This window comes from Pseudonocardia sp. (assembly GCF_025465255.1).
Classification (GTDB): domain Bacteria; phylum Actinomycetota; class Actinomycetes; order Mycobacteriales; family Pseudonocardiaceae; genus Pseudonocardia.
This window is the reverse complement of record NZ_JAODNI010000243.1, coordinates 1-24,493: the sequence shown is the minus strand read 5'-3', so window position 1 is coordinate 24,493 and position 24,493 is coordinate 1. Positions and strand designations below refer to the sequence as shown.

The 24,493-nt window shown below is 74.3% G+C and carries 20 protein-coding genes and 1 pseudogene; 9 read left to right on the top strand and 12 right to left on the bottom strand.

The annotated features are described in order from the left end of the window. Positions 1–3 precede the first annotated feature (3 nt). A complete protein-coding gene (locus JWP64_RS30150) occupies positions 4–1,161 on the top strand; it encodes a GNAT family N-acetyltransferase (RefSeq protein ID WP_297503708.1) in 1,158 nt (385 codons plus the stop codon). A gap of 89 nt (positions 1,162–1,250) precedes the next feature. Here the strand turns inward: JWP64_RS30150 and JWP64_RS30145 are convergent. The 5 genes and pseudogenes from JWP64_RS30145 to JWP64_RS30125 all read right to left on the bottom strand — a co-directional run. Next, a pseudogene (locus tag JWP64_RS30145) lies at positions 1,251–2,228 on the bottom strand (glycosyltransferase family 4 protein); the annotation flags it as partial. 101 nt (positions 2,229–2,329) lie between these two features. Next, on the bottom strand, positions 2,330–3,481 hold the full coding sequence (locus tag JWP64_RS30140) for a GNAT family N-acetyltransferase (RefSeq protein ID WP_297503706.1): 1,152 nt from the start codon (positions 3,479–3,481) through the stop codon (positions 2,330–2,332). Positions 3,482–3,485: 4 nt separating this feature from the next. Then, positions 3,486–4,118: a hypothetical protein gene (locus JWP64_RS30135; RefSeq protein WP_297503704.1), complete on the bottom strand. Its 633-nt coding sequence runs from the start codon at positions 4,116–4,118 to the stop codon at positions 3,486–3,488. Further along, positions 4,115–6,439, bottom strand: coding sequence for a hypothetical protein (locus JWP64_RS30130; RefSeq protein WP_297503702.1), 2,325 nt, complete (start codon positions 6,437–6,439; stop codon positions 4,115–4,117). The genes JWP64_RS30135 and JWP64_RS30130 overlap by 4 nt, the downstream gene beginning before the upstream one ends. Then, complete coding sequence (locus tag JWP64_RS30125) at positions 6,432–8,456, bottom strand: oligosaccharide flippase family protein (RefSeq protein WP_297503699.1); 2,025 nt, start codon at positions 8,454–8,456, stop codon at positions 6,432–6,434. The genes JWP64_RS30130 and JWP64_RS30125 overlap by 8 nt, the downstream gene beginning before the upstream one ends. A gap of 205 nt (positions 8,457–8,661) precedes the next feature. Here JWP64_RS30125 and JWP64_RS30120 point away from each other — a divergent pair, with 205 nt between their 5' ends. Continuing rightward, complete coding sequence (locus JWP64_RS30120; RefSeq protein ID WP_297503697.1) at positions 8,662–8,880, top strand: hypothetical protein; 219 nt, start codon at positions 8,662–8,664, stop codon at positions 8,878–8,880. Between the two features lie 100 nt (positions 8,881–8,980). After that, the gene (locus JWP64_RS30115) at positions 8,981–9,670 is read left to right on the top strand and encodes a DUF6777 domain-containing protein (protein WP_297503695.1); all 690 of its coding nucleotides are present in this window, start codon (positions 8,981–8,983) and stop codon (positions 9,668–9,670) included. Between the two features lie 66 nt (positions 9,671–9,736). Here the strand turns inward: JWP64_RS30115 and JWP64_RS30110 are convergent, their stop codons facing one another. The 5 genes from JWP64_RS30110 to JWP64_RS30090 form a co-directional block, all read right to left on the bottom strand. Next, positions 9,737–10,909 (bottom strand): ROK family protein, encoded by a 1,173-nt coding sequence (locus JWP64_RS30110; protein ID WP_297503693.1) that lies wholly within the window; start codon positions 10,907–10,909, stop codon positions 9,737–9,739. Next, on the bottom strand, positions 10,906–12,516 hold the full coding sequence (locus JWP64_RS30105; protein ID WP_297503691.1) for an ABC transporter permease: 1,611 nt from the start codon (positions 12,514–12,516) through the stop codon (positions 10,906–10,908). Before JWP64_RS30105 ends, JWP64_RS30110 begins: the two co-directional genes overlap by 4 nt. Continuing rightward, the gene (locus JWP64_RS30100; RefSeq protein WP_297503689.1) at positions 12,517–13,290 is read right to left on the bottom strand and encodes an ATP-binding cassette domain-containing protein; all 774 of its coding nucleotides are present in this window, start codon (positions 13,288–13,290) and stop codon (positions 12,517–12,519) included. A gap of 72 nt (positions 13,291–13,362) precedes the next feature. Then, complete coding sequence (locus JWP64_RS30095) at positions 13,363–14,490, bottom strand: substrate-binding domain-containing protein (protein ID WP_297503687.1); 1,128 nt, start codon at positions 14,488–14,490, stop codon at positions 13,363–13,365. A 436-nt stretch (positions 14,491–14,926) separates the two neighbouring features. Next, positions 14,927–15,865: an EamA family transporter gene (locus JWP64_RS30090; RefSeq protein WP_297503685.1), complete on the bottom strand. Its 939-nt coding sequence runs from the start codon at positions 15,863–15,865 to the stop codon at positions 14,927–14,929. Between the two features lie 293 nt (positions 15,866–16,158). On the opposite strand from JWP64_RS30090, the gene JWP64_RS30085 reads away from it, so the two are divergent. Then, on the top strand, positions 16,159–16,344 hold the full coding sequence (locus JWP64_RS30085; RefSeq protein ID WP_297503683.1) for a hypothetical protein: 186 nt from the start codon (positions 16,159–16,161) through the stop codon (positions 16,342–16,344). 605 nt (positions 16,345–16,949) lie between these two features. Here JWP64_RS30085 and JWP64_RS30080 read toward each other — a convergent pair. Beyond that, entirely contained in the window at positions 16,950–18,680 is a 1,731-nt protein-coding gene (locus JWP64_RS30080) for a DEAD/DEAH box helicase (protein WP_297503681.1), read from the bottom strand. Between the two features lie 216 nt (positions 18,681–18,896). On the opposite strand from JWP64_RS30080, the gene JWP64_RS30075 reads away from it, so the two are divergent. From JWP64_RS30075 to phaZ, 3 genes are all read left to right on the top strand, one after another. Continuing rightward, on the top strand, positions 18,897–19,877 hold the full coding sequence (locus tag JWP64_RS30075) for a YihY/virulence factor BrkB family protein (protein ID WP_297503679.1): 981 nt from the start codon (positions 18,897–18,899) through the stop codon (positions 19,875–19,877). Between the two features lie 72 nt (positions 19,878–19,949). Continuing rightward, the gene (locus JWP64_RS30070; RefSeq protein WP_297503677.1) at positions 19,950–21,635 is read left to right on the top strand and encodes an alpha/beta fold hydrolase; all 1,686 of its coding nucleotides are present in this window, start codon (positions 19,950–19,952) and stop codon (positions 21,633–21,635) included. Beyond that, positions 21,632–22,480 (top strand): poly(3-hydroxyalkanoate) depolymerase, encoded by an 849-nt coding sequence (gene phaZ / locus JWP64_RS30065; protein ID WP_297503675.1) that lies wholly within the window; start codon positions 21,632–21,634, stop codon positions 22,478–22,480. The genes JWP64_RS30070 and phaZ overlap by 4 nt, the downstream gene beginning before the upstream one ends. 27 nt (positions 22,481–22,507) lie before the next feature. Here the strand turns inward: phaZ and JWP64_RS30060 are convergent, their stop codons facing one another. Continuing rightward, positions 22,508–22,762, bottom strand: a complete 255-nt coding sequence (locus JWP64_RS30060; RefSeq protein ID WP_297503674.1) for a DUF3039 domain-containing protein — start codon at positions 22,760–22,762, stop codon at positions 22,508–22,510. Positions 22,763–22,781: 19 nt separating this feature from the next. Between JWP64_RS30060 and JWP64_RS30055 the strand changes: the two genes are divergently transcribed. Both JWP64_RS30055 and JWP64_RS30050 read left to right on the top strand, forming a co-directional pair. After that, positions 22,782–23,687, top strand: a complete 906-nt coding sequence (locus JWP64_RS30055; protein ID WP_297503672.1) for a pseudouridine-5'-phosphate glycosidase — start codon at positions 22,782–22,784, stop codon at positions 23,685–23,687. After that, on the top strand, positions 23,684–24,493 hold an 810-nt coding region (locus JWP64_RS30050), incomplete at its 3' end, for a PfkB family carbohydrate kinase (protein WP_297503670.1). The genes JWP64_RS30055 and JWP64_RS30050, both read left to right, overlap by 4 nt.

Genomic DNA, 24,493 nt, shown 5'->3' with positions numbered 1-24,493 from the left:
ACCGTGGTGACGCGACCGTTCGGCACGACGAACCCGGCCGCGAGCCTGCGCCCGCTCGACGCGGACCTCGCGGCCCGCTGGGACCGGCTCGCCCTGGACTCCGGGGCACCGGCGTTCGTCCGGCCGGGCTGGCTGGGCGCGTGGGCGGATGCCTTCGGCAGGACGTCCGCGCTGCGCGCGCTCACCGTCGAGCGGGCGGGCGAGCTCGTCGCCGTGCTGCCGCTGCTCAGCGGGCCGGCCGGGCTGACCCTGAGCTCCCCGACGAACTCCGAGACGGCCGTCTTCGCCCCGGTCGCGGCGGACGCGGACGCGGCGGCCACCCTCGGGGAGAAGCTCCTCTCGCTGCGCACCGCCGCGATCGACCTGACCGCGCTCGCCGCGGACGACCCGCACGTCGAGGCGTTGCACGCCGCGGCGGGCGCGGCGCGGGCGTCGGTGCTGCGCCGGACCCTGCGGAAATCCCCCTACATCGACGTCAGCGGCGACCCCGCGGCCTTCGACAGGCGGCTGTCCAAGAACCGGCGGCACGGCTTGAAGCGCCTGCAGAACCGGCTGCGCGACGCCGGCGAGCTCACCTTCGACGTCCACGACGGCGGAACCCCCGACGGCCACATCTCCGACGACCTCGCGGCCCTCCTGCGGGACGGCTACCGGCTCGAGGCGCGCGAGTGGAAGCTCGCGGCGGGCTCGGCGATCCTGTCCAGCCCCGCCACCACCGCCTTCTACACCTCCGCGGCGAAGTGGGCGGCGGAGCAGGGCATCCTCCGGCTGGCGTTCCTCCGGCTCGACGGGCGGCCGATCGCGTTCGGCTACTGCCTGCAGCAGGGGCCGACCCTCTCGTTCCTGAAGCTCGGCATGGACGACGAGTTCCAGAAGCTGGGGCCCGGAATGGTGCTCACCCGGCATCTGATCGACTACGCCTTCGCCGAGCCCGGGGTGACGGAGCTGGACCTGCTGGGGGAGAACGACGCGTACAAGGCGGACCTCGCCAGCGGCACCCGCGAGCAGATCCGGATGCAGGTCTTCCCGAGCCGCCGGATCGGGGCCGCCCAGCGGGCCGCCGTCGTGTCCGTCGCCGGGTTGCGAACCTCGCTGGTGGAGCGGCTGCCGGAGCCGGCGAGGGATCGGCTCTCGGCCCTGCGCAACCGGCTGCGGCGCTGAGGGCGGCCGCCCAGCAGCCGCGCGACCAGAGCTGCGTACCGGTCCCCGACGGCGTCCCAGTCGAAGTCCGCGCTCCGCGCCCGGGCCTGTTCGCCCAGCCTGGCGCGCCGCGGTGCGTCCGACGCGAGCGTCGCGATCGCGTCGCGAAGGGCGTCGACGTCGAAGGCCGGGACGGCGATCCCGCAGTCCGTGCCGATCCAGCCCAGCCGCTCCAGGTCGAAGTGGACCACGGGCCGGCCGTGCGCCATCGCCTCCAGCGCGGTGAGGCAGAAAGTCTCGTACCGCGAGGGGACGACCATGAACGCGCAGTCCCGCAGCAGCCTGTCCTTCGCCTCGCCGTCGACCCGCCCGACGAGCCGGATCCGGTGCCGCGCGGCGTCCGGTACCAGCTCGCGCAGCCGCGCCTCCTCCTGCGGCGTCCCGGATCCCGCGACGACGAGCTCGACCTCCGGCACCTGCGCGACGGCCGCCAGCAGCAGGTCGAGCCCCTTCTGCCGGACGTCGACACGGCCGAGGAACAGCACGGACGAGTCGGCGCCCTGCACGACGGCGGGCACGTCGACGCCGTTGGGGATCACCGTGACCGACGCCCGGGGGCTCGCCCCGCGCACGAGGTCCCCGTCGATCTCGTTGAGCACGACGAAGTGCCGGTAGAGCGCGAGGCCGCGGCGTTCGATCGCCTCGAACGGCAGCCCGTACCGCCGCTGCATGTCCGCCCCGCAGAGCATCTGCACGAGCCCGACCACGGGGAAGCGCGCCACGAGGGGCAGCAGGCTCGCCGACACCGGCGGGGTGAGGCTCTCGATCCACACCGCAGGCCGCCGCGCCAGCGCGACCAGCGGCAGCAGCAGCTGGAAGAGCACCTGTCCGGCCCGCGGGCCGGCCCACCCGACCGGCAGGAAGACGTACCGGACGCCGTCCCGCTCTCCGGAGCGGCTCCCCCGGTACGAGCCGCAGTAGACGGTGACCTCGTACTCCCGCGCCAGCCGTGCCGCGACCCGGGCGACGACGACCGCGCCGCCGCCCCCGTAGTGCGGGTTCCCGGCGTGGTCGTAGACGGAGAGCACGACCGAAACCGGACCGGGGGATTGCGGTCTCAGACCTCGACTCGCCCGGTCCCGGATGCCGACTCGCGGGGGCGCGGAGGCCGACCCGCCAGCAGGACGGCTCACGCCGTCGATCCCGACGACGTCTTCTCGCCAGTCGCGTCCCCGGCGGTCGCGGCCCCGGCGGGCGCCCCGGCCCGCCGCTCCCGCCTCGCGCTCCGTCGCGCGGAGACCGCGCCGTAGACCGCCCGGAGCCGCTCCTCGGTCCTGCTCAGCGGCAGCCGCTCGAAGCGCAGCGCCTCGTACTCCAGCGGCGTCGCTCCGAAGTAGCCCTTGAAGTGCTCCGCGCCCGAGCCCGTGTCCGACTCCCCCATGTGGAACCAGCGCATGCCCTCCGTGCACGCGTCCGCGATCGCGATCGAGTGCAGCAGGTACGTGGCGAGGGTCGTCCGGGCCAGGTCCTGGTCCATCGCGCACATCCAGCCGACGCCGTGCCGCCCGGACTGCAACACGACGTTGACCGCGATCGGCTGCCCGTCCCGGCACACGGACCACACGACGCAGCGCTCCCCCAGCGCCGCCGCGGCGGCCGCCATCTGGCCCGGCCGGTCCCGGCGGGCGGCGAGGAGCCGGGCGACCCGCAGCGGCTGGCCGCGCTGGATGGCCCACCGGTCCACGGACATCGCGTAGAGCTCCGCGAAGATCCGCACGCCGCGGCCGTCCGGGCTGCCCGCCATGATCCCGTCCTCGCGACGGATGTCGAGCTCGAACTTCTCCGCCTTGCGCACCGAGTTGCGGGCCTGCCGCTTGTAGCGCTTCCACACCGCGTCGAAGCCGCCGTCGAGATCGACGACCTGCGACGTGTACGGCACCCGCCGCACCTGCGCCGACGCGGCCCCGGGCCACAGCGACCCGTAGCGCGGCAGGGGCACGACGGCCCGCAGGACGGCCGGGCGGCTCTCCAGGTCGTCCAGGACCAGCCGGCAGTCCGCCGCGGTCAGCCCGCCGCCCCCCTCGGCGAGCAGGCCGCCGTAGCCCCAGCCGTAGGGCCAGGACTCCTCGGAGACCGGGAGCCCGGCCACGGACTTCGCGGCCAGCGGCAGGACGAGGCGCCGGCCGTCGGGCAGCTCGTAGAGCCGGCTGGCGTCGGTGTATCCGCGCAGGGCGAGGCAGTTCATCCACTCCGGGGCCTGGGTCGCGACGGCGTCGGGATCCGAGTGGTGGACCGCCCGCCAGACGTCGCGGGGCGCGGGGCTGGTGATCCGGGCGGGCATGTCCTCACCTCGACAGATCGGAGTAGGAGTTCGCGGTCCCGGACAGCGCCGCCGCGGCGTCGGTGAGGGACTGCCGCTGGGCGTCGCTCAGGGCCTCGGTCTCGGCAGGCGAGAGGCCCTCCGGCACCGCGTCGAGCGGGCGTCCCCGGACGAGCTGGACCATCGCCGCCGTGACCAGGACCGGACCGTCCCCCGTGGCGTCGTGCAGGAGCACGGTGTCCGGTGCGGGCACGGTCCTCAGGAAGTTCCGTAGGGCCAGGACCTGTGCGGCGGTGGGCGCGGCGCCCTCCACGACGTCGAGCCGCAGCAGCCGCATCCCGAGCGCCGGGACCACCGCCTGCTCCTCGACGCTCGCCGCCCCGACGGACACCACGCCCCGGACGGCGAAGGTGTCCCGGAGCAGGACGAGCTCGGTCTCCGTCGGGGTGGCCGAGCGGAACACCCCGGGCACCACCACGGCGGCGGCCGGGAGCGGCGGCACGGTCTGGTCCTGGGCCGGGTGCAATACGCCGGTCCCCCGGGCGACGAGCGCGGCGGCCAGCAGGAGCACGAGGATCGTGGCGCGGATCGCGATGGTGCGGCCGGGCAGCCGGGAGACCCGGCCCAGCGCCGCGCTCGCGGGCAGGGGGGTGCTCATGCCGACCCCACCTTCTCCCGCGGTCGTTCCGGTTGGGGAGGCGGCGGGGGCCGGCGACGGCCGCGGGCCATCCGCGCCGCCTCGGTCAGCAGCACCGGGATCGCGGTGTAGAGCGCGAGCCCCGCGAGCAGCGACGTCACGAACGGCTGCACCGTGGTCGGCCGGCCCGGCCCCAGCTCCGACGCGAGCGGCGGCGCCGCGACGACGGTCGACGCCTGGGCGTCCGGCTTGACGGCCCCGGTGTCGAGCAGCAGCTGTGCGAGCGGGGCGAGCCGCGCCCGGTCCGATCCCTCGGGGTGCTCCAGGACTCCCCCGGCGAACGCCTGCCGCACGACGCCGTCGGGCATCGTCGTCACGGGTCCGACCGGATCGCCCAGCCGCTCCCGGGCCGCCGCCACCGGGCCGCCCTGGAGGTACGCCGCGGCGATCGCGGGATCCGTGAGCCGCGCGCTGACCTCCCCGTCGTCCGGCTGCGGCGCGCCGAGCGGCGTGGTCACGGGCGGGAGGCCGGCATCGGTGTAGGCCCGGGCCTCGACGGAGGAGAAGGTCTGGACGACGGGCAGCGCGGACGCGCGGCCCGCGGCGGGAATCGCCAGCACCGCACCGGTGAACGCCTGGTAGGAGGCCCCCGCCGCGCTCCAGCTCGACGTCAGAGGCGCGCCCAGCACCGCCTTGCCACCCGCGGACGTCCAGGCCGTGGCGAAGTCCCCGCCCGCCCCGTCGACGACCGGGAACCCGCCGCAGCGGTAGACGTCGGTGACCATGAAGGAGCCGCCCGGGATCGTCTCGACGTCCGCGAGCGGGTCGTAGGGATCCACCGGGACCTCCCACATCTGCAGGCCCTGGTACGTGACGCTCGGGAAGCTCTCGACCAGCGTCCCGCGCGCGCGGACCCACGCGGTGAGCTCGGTCGTCGCGTTGCCGTAGCCGGAGGCGACGTCCTTGTCGCTGAGCACGAACAGGTGCACCCCGTGGCTCTGCGCGCCCTCCCCGGTGGCGAAGGAGGCGACCGTGCGGCCCGGCAGCAGGTAGCCGTACTTGTCCGGGTCCCCCGTGACCGTCAGGGTCGCGCAAGCCGGCATCGTGTCCCGGACCCGTTGGGCGACGGCGAAGACGCCGCCGTTGTCCGTGGCGTACAGCCGGCCCCAGCCGACGAGCCCGAACCCGAGGACGGCCACCGTCAGCCCGATCAGCCCTAGGGCCCCGGCGCTACCCCCGGACCGCCGGCCGCGCCGGGCGAGCAGCGCGTCGCCCATCAGCACCGTCCCGACGATCGACGCCGGCAGGATGTAGACGAAGAACTGCTCGTTGAGCGTGCCCAGCAGCACCATGTACGCGGCGAAGGCGTAGCTCGTGACGAGCCAGGCGAGCAGCCAGCGGGACGCGCCGGTCACCGCCTTGGTCATCAGCCAGAGCAGGGCCAGGGCGCCACCGAGCAGGAACACGAACGACGTCGCGTACTGGGCGAGCTGGGCGACGATCCCGTCGACCAGGGATACCCCGGGCCGGTTCCAACCGGTGATCTGCAGCAGGCCGAGCAGGCGTTGGAAGGTCGCGAACTTGACGTCGACGAAGTCCGTGGTCAGGCCGAGCGCCACCGCCCAGAGCGGGAACAGCAGCCAGAGCCCGAGGCCCCAGACGAACGCGCCGCCCGTGATCAGGACCCGCCGGCGCTCGCGACCGAGCAGCGCGTGCACCACCGGGGTGAAGACCAGGAACGCCGTGACCTCCTTGGTCAGCAGCGTCAGCCCGGTCGCGAGCCCCACCACCGGCAGGTAGACCAGCGCGCGCCCGGTGTGCAGCCGGATGGCAAGGAACAACGTCAGCAGGGCCGCGACCAGGGCGAACGGCTCGATCAGGGCGAGCCGGCCGTACCGCAGCAGCACCGGGTCCGTGGCCGCGAGGACCACGACGAGCGCCACCAGGAGCAGCCCGCGCCGCCGTCCGGCCGCGGGCATCAGGTACGCCGCGAGCAGGCCGAGCAACAGGATCGCGAAGACGATCATGCCCGCGGTCAGCACCCGGGCGGCGACGATCGCCTCCTCGAGCGGCGCGGAACCGAGGCCGAGCAGCCGCAGCCAGAAGGCCTGGGTGAGGAACGACAGCGGCGGGTGGACGAACATCGGGCTGTTCGTCCAGGTCAGGTGCCAGCCCTGGGCCACCTGCTGGGCCGCCCGGGTGTAGACGACCTCGTCGTACTGGGTGTCCGGGCTGCGGGCGATGTTCCAGAGCATCGCGATCCCGGCCAGGACCGCTCCGCCGACGATGATCAGCAGCTCCGGCCGGGCGATCCGGCCGGGGCGCTCCGCCGGGTCAGCCACGGCGGGCCACCTTCGCGAGGAGGCGGCGGACCACGGCGACGTCGCTCTCCGGGATCAGCTTCATCCGGACGGCCAGGACCGCGTAGCCGGCCAGGGCCACGAGCACCAGCAGCAGGTCGAACGGGCGCGGGGCGACCGCCGCACCGGCCAGGACCGCCGTCAGCGCGCCGACCGCGAGCAGCCAGCGGACGAGCGTCCCGACCCGGACGCGGGACGGCCGGAACCGGGCGAGGTAGACCCCGCCGAGCAGGAGCGCCGCCCCCCAGGTGCCGACGGCGAAGGACCAGCCCGCGCCCGCCGCGCCGAACCGCGGGACCAGTACGAACAGCGCCACCAGCTGCAGCGCGACCGCGATCGGCACCCGACCGGCGACGGCGTCGGCGAAGCCCCGGGCGAACAGGGCCTTGAGCAGCATGTCCGCGACGATCAGGCCCGCGGTGCCGACGGTGATGACCCGGGCGAGCCCCGCGGCCTCGTCGTAGCCGCCGGGCAGGACCGCGTCGAGGACCGACCCGGGCGTCACGAGCAGCACGAGCTGCAGCGGGACCAGCACCAGCGGCACCCAGCGCAGGGCGACCATCAGCGCGCGGTGCGCGTCCGCGGGGGTGGCGGCGCCCGCGATGAAGGGGAACACGGCGTCGGAGAGGGCGGAGCCGACGAAGAACGGGGCGCGGGCCAGGATCGCCGCGGCCTGGTAGACCCCGACGACGGCGACGGTCACCCCGGCCCCGTGGCCGAGGCCGCCGAGCAGCAGGACGTCCAGCGTGCCCATCAGGCCGAAGCAGGTGGTGCCCACGGCCATCGGGACGGCGGCGGCGAAGGCGCGGACCCCGGCGACCGGCCCTCGGCCCGGCCAGCGGTCCCGCAGGGACCACCACGCCCAGGCCGCGGCGACGGCGGCGCCGGCGAACAGCGCGACAGCCACTCCGACGACGCCGAGGCCGACCAGGCCCACCAGCGCGAGGGCCAGCGCGACCTTGACCCCGATCTCCAGGACCCGGGAGGCGCCGATCGCGTCGAAGCGGCGGGCGCCCTGCAGGGCCCCCAGCAGTGCCGAGCCGAGGGCCAGCAGGACGATCGCGCCCGCGGCCAGCAGGGTCGGCACCAGGCCGACCCCCGGGAGGATCGCCCCGGTGCCGAGCTGCACGACCGCGAAGACCCCGGCGAGCGCGAGGCCGAGCCCGACGTTGCCGACGAGCGCGGCGCGGAAGGTGGAGTCCGACTGCGCCTTCACGTCGGGGGCGGCGTCCGGGCCCGCCGCCTTCGCCACCGCCCGGGCCAGCGCCCAGGGGAACCCGGCCGCGAGGACCGAGGTGGCGAGGAGCAGCAGGTTGAGCAGCATCCCGACCGCGCCGAACTCGCTCGGCGGGAGCATCCAGGCCAGGGCGACGCCCATGCCGTAGTTCAGGGCGGCGGTGATCACGATCCCCGCCAGCAGCACGACGCTGCCGCCGGCCGCGCCCCGCTCGGTCCGCATGCTCATCGGAGTCGTCCGCCTCGCGCGGCCCCGGCGACGAGGTCCCGGGCGCCGGGCGGGTCGGATCCGACCGGGGCGGGGCCCGGCGCCGTTCCCTCCAGGACCACCAACCCGAACGCCTCCGCCTGAGTCACGGAAGGGAGAACCACCCTCGTCGCTGCGGTCGTCTTCCGCGGGCAGATCGTTATCGGAGACGAACCGGACGTTCCTCGCGTTCGGCCCGGTCGCGAGCCGTGCGTAGTCTGCCCGCGGAGGACCCCCGCCGACCAGAGTGGACTCGATCCCGGGCCGCGCCGTGCGCAGCATCCTCAGGTGGCGCAGGAACCACGGGCCCGCGTCCATCACGTCGGCCCCTGTGTCGTCGACGAAGACGACCTCGGCGGACAGCCCGGCGGGCAGGGCCGCGCAGAGCCGGCCGGGCAGCTCGTCGACGTTGCCCTCCTCGCCGAAGGTCGGGACCACGACCGAGACCCGCGGGACGGCCGGGGTGACGTCGATGCGTGGAGCGACGAGCTCTGCGTCCGCGGAGGTGATGCTCACGTCCGGTGCGTCCTTTCGGCCTCGTGCCCGTGTCGCTGCTGACAGGACGAACACTGCTGCTCCGGGACACCGGGGACGAGGGGGTGCTCCCCCTCCCTAGGGGGGCGCGCACTACACCTGATGCCGGGGTCCTCCCCCACTCTCGCTCCCCGCCATGGAGCAACAACGCGCTGCGACGGATCTCGTGGCCCCGTGAGGTGGGAAGGTGGAACGGACCGGTGAGGAGGGCACCGTGATCCAGACGCACGCGTGCAGGCCGCCGGATCCGTCGGACCCCGGCGACGAGTTCACGTGCGGGTGCGGGATCCGGTACGTCGCGGTGCGCCGCCGCTGGTGGAGCCGCGGGCTGCGCTGGAGCCGGGTCCTGTTCACCCGGCCCCGGGACGCGCCGGCCCGCTCCCCGCGGGACGGCGACCCCGGCTGAGCCGGCCGCCCGCCCCGATCCCGGGGGTCTGCCCCTCGATCTTCGTCGCCGTTCGCGGCACCCTGTCGGCGGACCTGCTCGCCCGCGGAAGGGACCCCGGATGGCGCTCTCGGCACCGGCTCGGCCGAAGGGATCGGGCTCGGCGTTCCTGCTGGCCTTCTCCGCGCTCGCGCTCGTCCTCGCCGGAGCCGCGTTCTGGGCCGGGCTCAGCCCGAGCTCCTCGAGTGCGGACGTGCGCCTGGAGGGGACGTCGGATCCGGGGCCGAACCCCTTCGTCCCCGCCGTCGGGCGGGACCGCGCCGGGATGCTTCCCCCGGCGAACCCCGCAGGGCATGTCCCCGGGGACGCCGAGGGCCTCTACGCCCGCGCGGGCACCGCGGCGAGCTGTGACGTCGCGGCGCTGACGGCGGCCCTGCAGGCCGACCCGGCCAGGGCCTCGGCCTGGGCGGATTCCCACGGCGCCGGCGGCCCGGACGGCCTGACGGCGGTGCTGCTCCGCTCCGACACCGCCGTCACCGAGCACGGGTTCGGCACCGCCGCCTATCCCGCCGTGCTGCAGGCCGGGACCGCGGTGCTCGTCGACGACCGCGGCGAGCCCCGGGTCAAGTGCGCCAACGGCGACCCGCTCAGCGCGGCGGACGTCGTCGTCGCGACGGAGGTGACGGGGACTCCCTGGCAGTTCTTCCGGCCCGCGCAGGTCATCTACGTCGACCCGGCCGCGGACGCTGTCACGGACTTCACGGTCCTGGACGTCGAGGGTGGCGAGCTCGTGCCACTGACCGCGGGGTAGGTGGGGCGGCGGGGCGGCCGGTGTGTCGGGTCACGGTCGCCCCGCCGCTGTCCGGGGAGCGGAGCCTCAGACGGTGCCGAGCACCGGTTCGAAGGCGAGCTCCGCGGCGCCGACGAGCTTCGCGTCGCGGCCCAGCGGGGACATCACGATCCGCGTCCCGCCGACCGCCCGGCTGACCAGGCTGCGCCTCTGGACGTCGTCGCGGACCTTCTCGACCAGGGCCGTGGGCAGGGCGGCGAACAGGTCGCCCAGCACCACCAGCTCCGGAGCCAGCATGTTCACGATCGTGACCAGGCCGGCGGCCAGCCAGCCCGAGAACTCCCCGAGCAGCAGGTCCGAGCGGCCGGGCGTGGCGGCGAGCCCGCGCAGCTCGGCCACCAGGACCCCGCGCGGGGTGTCCTCCGGCAGCCCGAGCGCGCGGCACAGCGCGGGCTCGCCCACCTCGGTCTCCCAGCAGCCCTGGGCGCCGCAGAAGCAGTCCCGCCCGCCGGGCCGGACGAGCATGTGGCCCAGCTCGCCGACGTAGCCGCCGGTCCCGCGCAGGGGCCGGCCACCGGCGATCGCGCCGCCGCCGACACCGACGTCCGCGGACAGGTACACGAGGTCCTGCGCGTCGCGGGCCGCGCCCCGCACGTGCTCGGCGAGCGCGCCGAGCTCCGCGTCGTTCCCGACCTGGGCAGGTCGCCCGAGTACCGACGTGAGCCGTTGCCCGAGCGCCACCTCCCGCCAACCCAGGTTGGGGGCCTCGTGGATCCAGCCGTCCGCGCGCCGGACCACGCCGGGCACCGAGACGCCGATGCCCTGCTCCGTCACCGCCAGCTCGTCCCGCAGCAGCTGCGCGGACTCGGCGACGTGGGTGATCACCTCGCCCGGCAGCCGCGTCGTGCGGTGCAGGTTCCAGCTGTGCCGGCCGAGGATCTGCCCGCCGATCCCGACCATGGCCATCGCGACCTGGTCGACCCGGATGTCCACGGCCAGCACCACCGCGGACTGGGGCTCCGGGAGCACCAGCAGGGAGGGCCGCCCGGCGCCGCTGCGCTGCGTCGGGACGGCCTCCGTCACCACTCCGGACTCGGCCAGGCCGTCGACGACCGCCTTGATCGTGCTGCGGTTGAGCCCCAGCTCCGTGGCCAGGGTCGCCCGCGTGCACGGGCCGTCGACGTGCAGCCGGCGGAGCAGCGCGGTCCGGTTGTGCCGGCGCGCGTCGTCCGGCCTGGTCCCGGAGGTGGGGGCGCTCACCTGCCGGCGGCCGCCGACTTGCGCCGGGACAGCACGTCGACCGACGCCGCGAGCAGCAGCACCAGCCCGGTGATCACGAACACGACCGCGGCCGGCTGCTTGAGCAGGCCGAGCCCGTTCTGCACGGTCGCGAGCACCGCGCCACCGATGACGGCGTTGCTCACCCGGCCGCGCCCACCGAACAGCGACGTCCCGCCGATGACGGCCGCGCCGACCGCGAACAGCAGCGTGTTGCCGCCACCGGCCGCCGGCGAGACCGAACCCACCTTCGACGAGTAGACGATCGCGCCGATCGCGGCGAACGCCGAGCTGATCACGAACACGGCCGCCCGGATCCGGACCACGTCGATACCGGCGCGGCGCGCGGCCTCCCGGTTGCCGCCGACGGCGTAGACGTGGCGGCCGAACCGCGTCCGGTCGAGCACGTAGGTCCCCAGGACCAGGAGGACCAGCACGATCGGCACGACATAAGGGATACCCGAGATGACGATCGTGCCCGGCGACCGGTCCCGGGTGAGCAGGAACGTCGCCACCGCGGCGAGCAGCACGACGGCCCCGACCTTGATCAGCACCAGCCCGGTCGGCTGCGCGACGAGGCCCTTGCTCAGCCGCGAACGCTGCCGGTTGAGCAGCACGCCCGCGTAGCCGCCCGCCCCGAGGACGAAGAGCACCCACGAGCCGACGGTGGAGAGGTTGCCGTTGGCCACGGCGTTGATCACGGGGTCCCGCAGGCCGAGCGTCCCGCCGTCGCCGATCAGCTGCAGGATCACGCCCTGCCAGGTGATGAACAGCGCCAGCGTCACGACGAACGACGGCATCCCGATCTTGGCGATGAGGAAGCCGGTCAGGCAGCCGATGACCACGCCGATGCAGACCGCCAGCAGCATCTCGAGCCACGCGTTCTGCGGGAAGCCGACCACCAGCAGCACCGCGGCGATCAAGCTCACCGCGGCGCCGGCGTACACCTTGACCAGCACCGCGAGCACCGCGGCGATCAGCATCGCGGCCACCAGGAGGATGAACACGAGGGTGCCCATCGCGCCGAGCATGTTGCCGCCGCTGACCAGGTGCAGCGCCATCAGCGCCGCGGCCAGGCCGGACGCGGTGCCGGCGGCGAGGTCGATCTCGCCGGTGAGCAGGACGAACACCAGGCCCATCGCGATGATCGTCGGGCCCGCGCCCTGCTGCAGCAGGTTCGCCAGGTTCAGCAGGCTCGGGAACGTCCCGCCCGAGTCCAGCAGGGTGAAGAGGATGAACAGCGCGAGCAGGCCGAGCAGCGCCGGCAACGAGCCGAGCTCGCCGGACCGCAGCCCCGTGACGTACCCCCGGATCGCCTCGCCCGTCGTGCGGGCGGTGGTGTCGATGCCGAAGTCCGCCGAGCGGTTGGCGGGGTTCGCCCGTTCCGCCGCGGTCGTCGGGGCGCTCGGGTCGGTGACGGCCGACGGGTCCGCGCCGGGGGTCCCCGACGGCGGCGTCGGCTCGGACGACGTCGGCGCCGTCCCTGCCGGTCGGCTCTCGGCCACGGTGTCTCCTCGCGTCTGCTCGCCACTGTCGGTCGAGGTGCTGTCGTCCTTCTTGGCCCGGTTCCAGCCGGTCGGCGCGACCATCTAGACGACCGCCGTCTCGGGTCGGGCGAGGCCCAGGTCGCCGGAGCGGCCCGCGGTGATCAGCTCGACCACCTGGCTGTGCGTGACGTCCTTCGTCGGCACCTCGGCGACCATCCGGCCGAGGTAGAGGGTGGCGATGCGGTCCGCCACCTCGAAGACGTCACCCATGTTGTGGCTGATCAGCACCACGCCGATGCCCTGCTCGGCGAGCCGGCGCACCAGGTCGAGGACCTGGCGGGTCTGGGCGACGCCGAGCGCCGCCGTCGGCTCGTCGAGCAGGACCACCCGCGAGTCCCACAGCACCGCCTTGGCGATCGCCACGGTCTGCCGCTGCCCTCCGGACAGCGACGCGACGGGCGTGCGGACGGACGTGACCGTGCGGACGGACAACGACGCCAGGGTGCGGCGCGCCGCCTGCTCCATGTCCGCCTCGTCGAGCAGCCACGCCTTGCCGCGCTCCCGGCCGAGGAACATGTTCTGGACGATGTCGAGGTTGTCGGCCAGCGCGAGGTCCTGATAGACGACCTCGATGCCCAGGTGGGACGCGTCCGCCGGGGTGCCGAGGGTGATCGGGTTCCCGTCGAACAGGACTTCGCCGCCGTCGATCGGGTGGATCCCGGCGATGCACTTGACCAGGGTCGACTTGCCGGCGCCGTTGTCGCCGACCAGTGCGGTGACCTCGCCCGCGCGCACGGTGAGGTCGACGTCGTGCAGCACCTGCACGGCGCCGAAGCTCTTGGACACCTTCCGCAGCTGCAGGATGGGTTGTGACATGTCTCCTCCGACTGTGAGTGCGCAGCCTCGCTGGAGCGAGGCTGCGCACTCACAAGGGGTGCTGGGCTGCGGTTACTTGATGCCGAGCTGGTCGCAGGCGGCCTGGGTCTCGGCGACGCAGATCTCGCTCGCCTTGACGTAGCCCGCGTCGGTCACGACCTTGACGTTGTCCTTCGTGATCAGCTGCGGGGTGAGCAGGACGGACTTGACCTGCCGGTTGCCCTTCGGGTCGTCCACCGTCTGCGTCGCGACGGCGTCGGCGGCCGCGGTGTCGCCCTTGGCCAGCGCCGCGGCGAGCTTCGCGGCCGACGAGGCCTCCTGCTCGATCGGCTTGAACACGGTCATGTACTGGTCGCCGCGCAGGATCGCCTGCAGGCCGTCCGCGGTGGCGTCCTGGCCGGTGACCGGGACCTTGCCGTTGAGGCCGTACTTGGTGAGCACGGTGACGATCGCGCCGGCGAGGCCGTCGTTCGCCGCGACGACGCCGTCGACCTTGCCGCCGTTGCCGGTCAGGATCTGCTCGAAGGTGGTGCCGCCGACCTGGTTGTCCCACTTGTCGATGGCCTGCTTCTGCACGAGCTTCAGCGCGCCCGAGTCGTACATCGGCTTCAGCACGGTCTGCTGGCCGTTGTAGAACAGCGTGGCGTTGTTGTCCGTGGGCGCGCCCTCGATCTCGATGACCTGCGCGCCGGCCCTGTCGCCGATGCCCTTGACGAGGCCCTGGCCCTGCAGCGCACCGACCTGCTCGTTGTCGAAGGAGACGTAGTAGTCGCTGGTGCCGCCGAGGTTGAGCCGGTCGTAGTCGATGACCGGGATGCCCTGGGCCTTGGCCTTCGCGGCCACGGCGCTGCCGCCGTCGCTGCTGATGGAGGCGATGACCAGTGCCTTCACCCCGCTGGAAATCATGCCGTCGGCCAGCGTGGAGAACTTCTGCTCGTCGCCCTGGGCGTTCTGGATGTCCGGGTCGAGCCCCTCGGCCCGCATGGCCTTGTCCAGCATGGGCTTGTCGAAGCCCTCCCAGCGGGCCGAGCTGTCGGTCTCCGGGAGGATGACGCCCACCTTGACGCCGCCGGCCGCCGGCGCGGCCGAGCCGCCCGAGCTGCCGGAACCCGCGCTGTTCGCGCCACACGCGGACAGCGTGAGGGCGAGCCCGAGGCCCGCCGCCACCGACGCCCGTAGCGCCGCCTTCCGAATCGCCATCGATCGGTCCTTCCCACGTCCCTGTGGCCCACCGGGACTCCGATGGGAATGTTGTGGGCGACAACGTATGCGGAGAAGTGGCATGACGAGAACCACACTGAACCGATCAAGTTCCCGAAGGAGCATCACAATTCGGTCTCGCATCGGCCGGTTTGTTGTTTCCGGTTCGATTCAGATGGGCCTGACGGACGATGGCGGACGTCCTACCGGCCACCATGGGTCGCGGGAAGGACACGCCCGGGAGCCGGGCAGGGAATGAATCACCGTCTCGGGCGTACCGGCCGCTCAGCCGACCCCTGGGCCCGGCCTGCCCGTCCGGCAGCGTTCGCCGAGCGCGAAACGATTCCAGCCCGGATCGACCGTCGCGCCTCCCCCGTCGGGGCGGGCCGTCCGGGCGAACACACCCTTCGGGATCACCCGTGGAGGCTGTCGGCGGTCACTCTGCGTCACCTGAACGGGTATCACGCTGAGTGACGTCCACCTCCTCGCCCTGCGGCCGATCGGGTGGGGCGGGGACGTCGCCGTCACGGGACCGCAGAGCGACCGCAGCGATCACCGCCGCGATGCCCACGCCCTCCAGGGCCCCCGGGACCTGGCCGAGGGCGAGCACCCCGATGACCGTCGCGGTGGCCGGGAGGAGCGCCAGCAACACCGCGAACCGCGCCTGCCCGACCCGCCTCAGCACCACCTGGTCCAGGCCGTAGGGGATCACGCTGGACAACACCCCGACCCCGATGGCGAGCAGCAGCACGACCGGATCCGCGAGCGCGGCGAGCTGAGCGTGGCCCGCCAGGAACACCAGTGGGGACAGCACCACCGCGGCGACGAAGAAGCCGACGGCCATGTCGTCCACGCCGTTGCCGGCAGCCGCCACCCGCTTGCCGAGAACGATGTAGGCGGCCCACATCCCGGCCGCCGCCAGGGCCCAGACCAGCCCCGACGTGCTCGCCGACCACCGCACGTCCGCGATGAGGAGTACGCCTCCCGCGGCCAGCACGACCGCCGCCACGTCCCGTGGCCGGCGGGAGGCCAGCGCCGCCACCGCGACCGGCCCGCAGAACTCGATGGCGACCGTCGTGCCGAGCGGGAGCCGGTCGATCGCCTCGTAGAACGCGATGTTCATCAGGGCCGTGGCCATCCCGAACGTGATCGCCCGCGCCATCCGCACGCCCCGCCACGCGGGGCCGCCCGGGCGGCGCCAGGCGAGCAGCACCACCCCCGCGCCGAAGATCCGTAACACCGCGACCGCGGACGGCGACAGACGGTCGAACAAGCCGACGGCGAGGGCCGCCCCGACGTACATCGAGGAGCCCCCGACGACGAACAGGAGAGGCGCCGGGATCCGGCGCCACGGCCGGGACGTCTCCGTTACCACGACAGCAGACCGTAGTCGTCGGGTCCCCACTGTTTACATTCCTCACCTTGCGGTGTCACCGGCCGCACCGCATCATTCACTCGTAGTCAACTGAATCCGTTTTTCGACACCTGAGCGCCCACCTCGTCGACGGTCTCCGGGCCACCGACGGCCAAACGTGATTGTCGTCGCCACGCGGGGCGGGAACACATGCAGGGGTGCTGAACGTCTGAGAGAGTGGGCGAACCGCGCAAGCGGTCGTCACAGCAAATCGGTACCGGGGGAACCCGGCACCGAGACGGAGGGAGACCGCTATGCAGCCTGGAACCCTGGCCCGGCCCGAGTTGACCCTCGCCGACCGCTGTGACCGCTGCGGAGCGGCCGCAAAGGCTCGCGCCGTACTGCCGTCCGGCGGAGAACTGCTGTTCTGCGGTCACCACGCGAGGGCCCACGAGGACAAGCTTCGTGAGCTCAAGGCGGACGTGCAGGCGGGAAGTTGACGGGGGCCGGGCCCCAGCCCGGCCGATGTGAGCATGATCGAGAGGGCGGGCACCGCGAGGTGCCCGCCCTCTCGCGTGTCCGGCCCCGGCCCGCAACCCCCGCGAGTCGCGATCTGAAACCCCGCGAGTCGCGATCTGCGGCCCCGCGAGTCGCGGCCTCAGGCCCCGCCGGTCGCTCCTACCCCGCGCGCCCCGTCGACCGCGCGCATCGCACCGAACAGCGCGCGTGGACCCCGGCCGAGCGCGCTACACGCGCGCCTTCTGGTCACACGCGCGCGACCGGGCGCGTGGCACCGGACGGCGGGCGGCGCGGGGTCGAGGGGACGGGCTGGCCGAAGAGGGGCCGCCCCAGGCCGCCGCTGGGATCCTGAGTCCCCGAATCCACGCTTCGGTGTGAGAGGAGCGGGGTGAGAGCAGACCGAGGCCCCACTCTCAGACCTGCGCGGCCCCAGAGCCCGACTCGCGGGGCCCCAGAGCCCGACTCGCGGGGCCTCAGAGCCCGACTCGCGCGACAGGAAGTGCCGACTCGCGGGGTCCTGAGGGCGCGACTCACGGGGTTTCGGAGACCGACTCGCGGGGAGGGGCGGGGAGGGGAAGCCGGGCGGTCAGCGCCAGGAGCGGAGGGTGGCGATCCGCTCCTCGAGCTGCTCGATGTTCGCCATCGCCGTGGGCGGGCCGCCGCAGGAGCGGCGCAGCTCGTTGTGGATCACGCCGTGCGGCTTGCCCGAGCGGTGGTTGTGCAACGCGACGAGGGTGTTCAGCTCCTTGCGCAGGGCGTTGAGCTGCTCCCGGACCGTCATCCCGCGCTTGTCCGGCGGCGGCGGAGCGGGCGCGGGGGTCGCGCGGGCACCTGCGCCGGTGCGCGGCGAGCCCTTGTCCACCCATTCCTGCTGGCGCTTGCTCAGCAGCGTCCGCACCTGCTCCGGCTCGAGCAGCCCGGGCAGGCCGAGGTAGTCCTCCTCGTCCGCGCTGAACGAGGCGCCGTCGTAGATCAGCTGGTCCAGCTCCGCGTCCGCGTGCAGCGCGGTGAAGGACTTCTCGTCCTCCCCCGGCTCGTCCTGCTGGCGGTTGGCCTGGTTGAGCTCCTCGTCGTTCCAGACCTCCTCGGGCCGGTGCGGCTTGCCGAGGACGTGGTCCCGCTGCGCCTCGAGCTCGCTCGCCAGCCCCAGCAGCACCGGCACGCTCGGCACGAACACGGACGCCGTCTCCCCCGGCCGCCGGGACCGCACGAAGCGGCCGATGGCCTGGGCGAAGTACAGCGGCGTCGACGCGCTGGTGGCGTACACCCCGACGGCGAGGCGCGGCACGTCGACGCCCTCGGACACCATCCGGACCGCGACCATCCACCGGTCCCGGGACTCGGAGAACGCGGCGATCCGATCCGACGAGCCGGCCTCGTCGGAGAGCACGAGCGCCGGCATCGTCCCGGTGACCGTGTGCAGGATCGCGGCGTAGGCCCGCGCGGTGGTCTGGTCCGTCGCGATGACGAGCCCGCCCGCGTCGTCCATCCCGCCCCGGCGGTGCGAGTCCAGCCGGCGGTCCGCCGCGGCGAGCACGGCCGTCATCCACTCCCCGGCCGGGTCCAGCGCCGTGCGCCAGGCCATGCCGGTCTGTTCCTTGGTCATCGGCTCGCCGAGCCGGGCGGTGATCTCCTCGCCCGCGCTGGTCCGCCAGCTCGACGTCCCGGAGTAGGCCAGGAAGACGACCGGCCGCACGACGTTGTCCGCGAGGGCCTGGGCGTAGCCGTAGGAGTGGTCCGCACGGCTGCGCAGCGCCCCCTCGGCGTCCCGGACGTACTCGACGAACGGGATCGGGTTGTCGTCGCTGCGGAACGGCGTCCCGGTCAGCGCCAGCCGCCGGACGGCCGGGTCGAACGCCTCCTCGACGCCCTCGCCCCAGGACTTCGCGTCCCCCGCGTGGTGGATCTCGTCCAGGATCACCAGCATCCGGCGGTTCTCGGTGCGCCGCCGGTGCAGCGCGGGGTGGGCCGCGACACCGGCGTAGGTGACGGCGATTCCCTGGTAGTCCGACGACGTCCCGCCCTGGGAGTTGCGGAACTCGGGGTCCAGCGCGATCCCGACCGCCGCCGCGGACTGCGCCCACTGGTACTTGAGGTGCTCGGTCGGCGTGACCACGGTGACGGCGTCGACCGTGCGGTCCGCCAGCAGCTCGCTCGCGACCCGCAGCGCGAACGCCGTCTTGCCCGCGCCGGGCGTCGCGACCGTCAGGAAGTCCTGCGGCTTGGCCGCGAGGTAACGGGCGAGGGCGCTGCGCTGCCAGGCGCGGAGCGGACGCGACGACGGGGCCGGCTGGACCTGCGAAACTGCTTCCGACACACGTCTCCCTGGGATCTCTACGGCCACGAACCGCACCGTGGGTGAGGGCGATCACCCCTTCCCCCGGGCACCGTGGCCACCGGGATCGCCGGGTGCCGGGGAGCGTGGATCAGGGTAGCCCGGCGGATTCGCCCGGCGAGTCGTGACCCGAAGCGGCCCACGGATCCGGGTGGGGTAGGCCATGCTGGACGGCGCCATGACCAGGACGACGCAGCCATGACCGGCCGGACGGGCGCCCGGGCCGGGATGCGGACGGCGAGCCGGGGGGCGACGGTGCGCCGCGTCGCCGTCCGAACCCTGGTCAAGGCCTGGGACGACAACATCTTCTCGCTGTCCGCGAAGGCCGCGTTCTGGCAGGCGCTCTCGCTGCCGCCGCTGTTCCTGGCCCTGCTCGGCTCGCTCGGCTACGTCGGCGACTGGTTCGGCCCGGCGACCGTCGGCGAGGTGTGCGCCACCATCGTCGACGCGTCCCGGAAGGTCTTCGCCGGCCAGGTCGTGGACGAGATCATCGCCCCGACGGCCCAGACGATCCTGACGGACGGCCGCGCGGACGTCGTCTCGATCGGGTTCGTCATCTCGCTGTGGGCCGGCTCGTCCGCGGTGTCCGCGCTCGTCGACTCGACGGTCACCGCCCACGGCCAGGACGGCGTCCGGCACCCGGTCTGGCAGCGCCTGGTCTCGCTCTTCTACTCGTTGACCGCGCTCGTGCTCGCCGTGTTCGGCCTGCCGATCCTGGCCCTCGGGCCGGACCTGCTCCCGAGCGTGCTCCCAGAGTCCTGGCGGCCGACCGCCGCCTCGCTGATCAACCTCTTCTACTACCCGGGCCTGGGGCTGCTGCTGGTCCTGGGGCTGACCACGCTCTACAAGGTCGCGCTCCCCCGCGGCGTCCCGTGGCGCCGGCTGCTGCCCGGCGCCGTGCTCGCCATGATCATCTTCGTGGTCGCGACGAGCGGGCTGCGCTACTACATCGCCTTCGTCACGAGCACGGGTTACACCTACGGGGCCCTGGCCACGCCGATCGCGTTCCTGCTCACGGCGTTCCTGCTCGGCTTCGCGGTGGTGGTCGGCGCCCAGCTGAACAACGCGATCGACGAGGTGTCCCCCGCGCCGGCCACGGCGGGCCGGCGCGAGAGACTGTTGGTCGCCGGGCGGACGGTGCTCCGGCGGGTGCGCCCGTTCCGGGAAGGTGAGGCATGAGACCCGACGACGTGCTTCCTCCCGCGGAGGCTCCATGAGTACCACCGACGTGCTCGTTCCCGCGGAGGCGCCATGAGTACCGACGACGCCGCCGTCCCCCTGGACATGCTGCTCACCGAGGGCGCGCGCGGGCCCTGGCGCCGTCTGCTGCCCGGCGGGGCCGCCGTCCGCCTCGCCGCCTCCCTCGGCACCCGGCCCGCGACGCTCGCCCGGCGCGGCGCGGGGCTGGTCACGGAGCTCGGCAAGATCGGCCTCGGCACGTCGACGGTCGCCGCGCCCGAGCGGGACCCGCGCTACGCGGACCCGGCCTGGACGTCGAACCCGGTGTTGCGGCGCCTCGCCCAGGCCCACACGGCCGCCGGCGAGACGGCCCTGGACCTCGTGGAGGACGCCGGGCTGGACCCGGCGGACTGCGAGCAGGTCCGGCACGCCGTCGCCACCGCGGCGGAGCTGCTCGCCCCCGCCACGAACCCGCTGCTCAACCCCCTCGCCTGGCGCGCCGCGGCCCGGACCGGTGGCCGCAGCGTCGTGGACGGGCTGCGGCGCGCCGCCGGGGACCTCGGCACGTCGCCGCGCGTCCCCGCCGCGGCCGACCTGACGCCAGGCGAGGACGTCGCCGCCACGCCGGGCGCCGTCGTGTACCGCACCGAAATGGTCGAGCTGGTCCAGTACCTGCCGCGGGACCGCGAGGTCCGCGACGTCCCCGTGCTGGTCGTCCCGCCGTTCGCCAACCGTTTCTACCTCGCGGACCTCGCCCCGGACCGCAGCCTCGTCGAGCATCTCGTGCGGGCGGACCAGCAGGTCTTCGCCCTGTCCTGGCGCAACCCGGGCGCCGAGCACGCCGAGTGGGGCCTCGACGCGTACGCGCAGGCCCTGCTGGACGCGATGGACGCCTGCGAGCGGATCTGCCGGGTGGACCGCACCGTCCTCCTCGGCGTCAGCACCGGCGGCCTCCTCGTCACCGCCGTGCTCGCCCACCTCGCCGCCCGCGAGGAGCGGGAGCGGGTGGCGGGCCTCGTCCTCGTCGGGACGGTCCTGGACCGGGCCCACGCCCGCACCGGCCCCACGGCCGGCCACCCCGTCGACGACCGGGCCGCCCGGGCCTCGGTCGCCGCCTCGGCGCGCCGCGGGTACGTCGACGGCCGCCGGCTGGCCGAGCTGCTCGCCTGGCTCTCCCCCGACGAGCTGTTCTGGCCGGGCTGGGCCCACGGCTACCTGCAGGGCGAGGAGCCCGCGCCGGACCCGCTGCGGTACTGGAACGCCGACGCGACGCGCGTGCCGGCCGCGCTGCACCGGGACCTCGTCGCCCTCGCACTGGACAACGCGCTGGCCGGGCCCGGCCGGCTGACGCTGCTCGGAACCCCACTGGACCTGTCGCGGGTGCGGACGGACGTCTACGCCGTCGCGGGGGTCGGGGACCGGTTCACGGCCTGGCAGGCGGCGTACCGGACCAGCCAGCTCGTCGGCGGCAAGACCCGGTTCGTCCTCGCGACCGGCGGCAACGCGGCCGCCCTGGCGACCCCGCCGGGGAGCACCCGCGCCGCGTACCGCGTGGGCGGCGCGGTGTCCGCGGGGCATCCCGTCGACGCCGAGCGCTGGCGCTCCGCCGGGCACGTGGAGCCCGGTTCGTGGTGGCCGGACCTCGTCGAGTGGCTCGCCGAGCACACCGGCGAGGTGAGAGACGCGCCACCGGAGCTGGGTGGGCGCGGCCTCCACGCGGTGTGCCCGGCGCCGGGCACTTATGTTGTGGAGCGATGACGAGCACAGCGCACCACCCCGACGTTCCCCGTGACGACGTCTTCTCCACCCGTGTGCGCGGCCGGACCCTGCGGGTCTCCATCCGGCGCGCCACCGTCGACGGCCCCCGCCGGATCCCGTTGCTGCTGCTCAACGGCATCGGGGCGCCGTTGGAGGTGCTCGAGCCATTCGTCGACGCCCTGCCGCCGAACCTCGAGGTGATCCGCTTCGACGTGCCCGGCATCGGCGGCTCCCCGGAGCCCACGATGCCGTACCACATGTCGACCTTCGCGCTGCTCGTCGGCAGACTCGTGAAGCAGCTCGGCTACGACGAGGTCGACATCCTGGGGTTCTCCTGGGGCGGCGGGCTGGCCCAGCAGGTCGCGATCTCCGGGCGGCGATGGGTGCGCAAGCTCGTGCTCGTCGCCACGGGGACGGGCTCGCTGATGGTGCCCGCGCGGCCGAACGTGCTGGGCAGGATGCTCACCCCGCGCCGCCACCAGGATCCCGAGTACGCCGCGCGGATCGCCGGGGAGATCTACGGCGGCACGATGCGCACGAACCCGCAGAAGGCCGCGCGCGCCCTGCACGCGGGCGACCACGGAGGTCCGGGACGGGGCTACTACTACCAGCTGCTCGCCGGAGCGGGCTGGACCACGCTGCCGTTCCTGAACATGATCCACCAGCCCACCCTGATCGTCGCCGGTGACGACGACCCTCTCATCCCGGTGGTCAACGCCAGACTGATGACGCGGGGGATCCCCGACGCGCGGCTGCACCTCTACCGGGGTGGGCACCTCACCCTCGTGACCGAGGCGAACGAGCTGGCGCCGGTGATCGACGAGTTCCTGACCGGCCGCGTCTGACTGCCCACGCTGCGGCCGGCCCGGGGCTCACTCGCCCCCGTCGCCGCCCTTGGGCAGGCCCTCGTAGATCTTCTTGCAGTCCGGGCAGACCGGGGATCCGGGCTTCGGCGACTTCGTCACCGGAAACTTCTCCCCGCACAGCGCCTCGACGAGGTTGCCCAGGACCGCGCTCTCCGCGATCTTGTTCTTCCGGACGTAGTGGAACATCGTCGGCTCGTCGTTGCCGGTGGAGTCCGTGCCCTGCGGACGGGTCTCGACGTCGGGCAGCACCTGGGTCGCCATGTCCTCCATGATGCCCCATGTGGCAACCGCACCTGTCCTTTCCCCGTCCGTGGCGGACGCCCTCGCCGCCGGCCGCGGCGTCGTCGCCCTCGAGAGCACCCTCCTCGCCCACGGCCTGCCCGCCCCCGAGAACCGCAAGGCCGCCGACGAGCTCGAGGCCACCGTCCGCGCCCGAGGCGCCGAGCCCGCGACCGTCGCCGTGCTCGAAGGCGTCCCGTACGTCGGCCTCGACGCGGGCCAGCTGGACCGGGTCTGCGCCGGCGGCCTGGACAAGCTGTCCGTCCGGGACCTGGGCGTCGCCGTCGGTCTCGGCAGGGACGGTGCGACGACGGTCGCCGCCACCGCCGCCCTCGCCGCCGCGGCCGGGGTGCCGCTCTTCGCCACCGGTGGCCTCGGGGGGGTGCACCGCGGCGCTCGGGACACCTGGGACGTCTCCGCGGACCTCGCCGGGCTCGCCCGCACCCCGATCCTGGTGGTGTGTTCCGGGGTGAAGTCGATCCTGGACGTCGGCGCGACCCTGGAGGTCCTGGAGACCGAGTCGGTGCCGGTGATCGGCTACCGCACGGACGCCTTCCCCGGCTTCTACCGGCGGGACTCCGGGCATCCGGTCCCCTGGCGCGTCGACGCGCCGGACGAGGCCGCGGCCGTCTGGCGGGCCCACCGGGCGCTCGGCGGCGGCTCCGGCCTGGTGCTGGCCCAGCCCGTCCCCGGGGCCGACGAGCTCGACCTCGCCCTGCACGACCGCCTGCTCGCCGAGGGCCTGGCGCTGCTCGCCGAGCGCGGGGTCACCGGCAAGGACGTCACGCCCGCGCTGCTGGAGCACTTCCACACGGCCAGCGACGGTGCGAGCCTGGCCACGAACATCGCGCTCGTCCAGGCCAACGCGGCCCTCGCGGCGCAGGTCGCGGTGGCGCTCGCCGGATGACGGTGATCGTCGTCGGCGACCTCGGGATCGACGTCCTGGTCGCCCCCTCCGCCCCGCCCGCGCCGGGCGCCGACGTGCCCGCCCGGATCCGGCGGACCCCCGGCGGCGCGGGTGCGAACACCGCGGCCTGGCTCGCCCACCTCGGGGCCGCGCCGACGCTCGTCGCCCGGGTCGGGAACGACGAACCGGGCCGCGACGCCGTCGCCGGACTGGCGGCTGCAGGCGTCCGGACGGCGGTGGCCGTCGACCCGGACCTGCCGACGTGCACGGTCCTCGTCCTGCTGGACCCGCCGTCGACCGCGGGCGGACACGGCGAGCGCACGATGTACTCGGACCGGGGCGCGGCGGGCCGCCTCTCCCCCGCCGACCTGCCCCCGGAGCTGCTCGCCGGCGCCGCCCACCTGCACCTCTCCGGCTACGTGCTGGCGGACCCGTCGTCCCGGGAGGCCGGGCTGGCCGCGCTGAGGGCGGCCCGGGCGGCCGGGGTGAGCACGTCCCTGGACCCCCAGCCCGCGACCGACCCGGCGCTGCTGCGCGGCGTCCTGGACCGGGTGGACCTGCTCCTCCCCAACCGCGACGAGCTGGAGGCGCTGACCGGCTCCCGGGACCCGGGTTCGGCGTGGGCGCTGGTGGCGGGCGGTGCGGGCGCCGTGGCGGTGACCCTCGGCGCCGAGGGCGCGGCGTGGGTGGACTTCCACGGCCCGCAGCGCGTGGCGGCGGCGCCCACGCGCGTCGTGGACCCGACCGGAGCGGGGGACGCGTTCGACGCCGGCGTGATCGCGGCCCGGATGGACGGCGCCGACGGC

What these genes read in the sequence shown, in the direction of transcription:
- JWP64_RS30060 (WP_297503674.1), bottom strand. Translation starts at nt 22,762, where the DNA reads ATGGCGACCCAGGTGCTGCCCGACGTCGAGACCCGTCCGCAGGGCACG.
- JWP64_RS30135 (WP_297503704.1), bottom strand. Translation starts at nt 4,118, where the DNA reads ATGAGCACCCCCCTGCCCGCGAGCGCGGCGCTGGGCCGGGTCTCCCGG.
- JWP64_RS30105 (WP_297503691.1), bottom strand. Translation starts at nt 12,516, where the DNA reads ATGGTCGCGCCGACCGGCTGGAACCGGGCCAAGAAGGACGACAGCACC.
- phaZ (WP_297503675.1), top strand. Translation starts at nt 21,632, where the DNA reads ATGACGAGCACAGCGCACCACCCCGACGTTCCCCGTGACGACGTCTTC.
- JWP64_RS30075 (WP_297503679.1), top strand. Translation starts at nt 18,897, where the DNA reads ATGACCGGCCGGACGGGCGCCCGGGCCGGGATGCGGACGGCGAGCCGG.
- JWP64_RS30095 (WP_297503687.1), bottom strand. Translation starts at nt 14,490, where the DNA reads ATGGCGATTCGGAAGGCGGCGCTACGGGCGTCGGTGGCGGCGGGCCTC.
- JWP64_RS30140 (WP_297503706.1), bottom strand. Translation starts at nt 3,481, where the DNA reads ATGCCCGCCCGGATCACCAGCCCCGCGCCCCGCGACGTCTGGCGGGCG.
- JWP64_RS30070 (WP_297503677.1), top strand. Translation starts at nt 19,950, where the DNA reads ATGAGTACCGACGACGCCGCCGTCCCCCTGGACATGCTGCTCACCGAG.
- JWP64_RS30100 (WP_297503689.1), bottom strand. Translation starts at nt 13,290, where the DNA reads ATGTCACAACCCATCCTGCAGCTGCGGAAGGTGTCCAAGAGCTTCGGC.
- JWP64_RS30085 (WP_297503683.1), top strand. Translation starts at nt 16,159, where the DNA reads ATGCAGCCTGGAACCCTGGCCCGGCCCGAGTTGACCCTCGCCGACCGC.
- JWP64_RS30115 (WP_297503695.1), top strand. Translation starts at nt 8,981, where the DNA reads ATGGCGCTCTCGGCACCGGCTCGGCCGAAGGGATCGGGCTCGGCGTTC.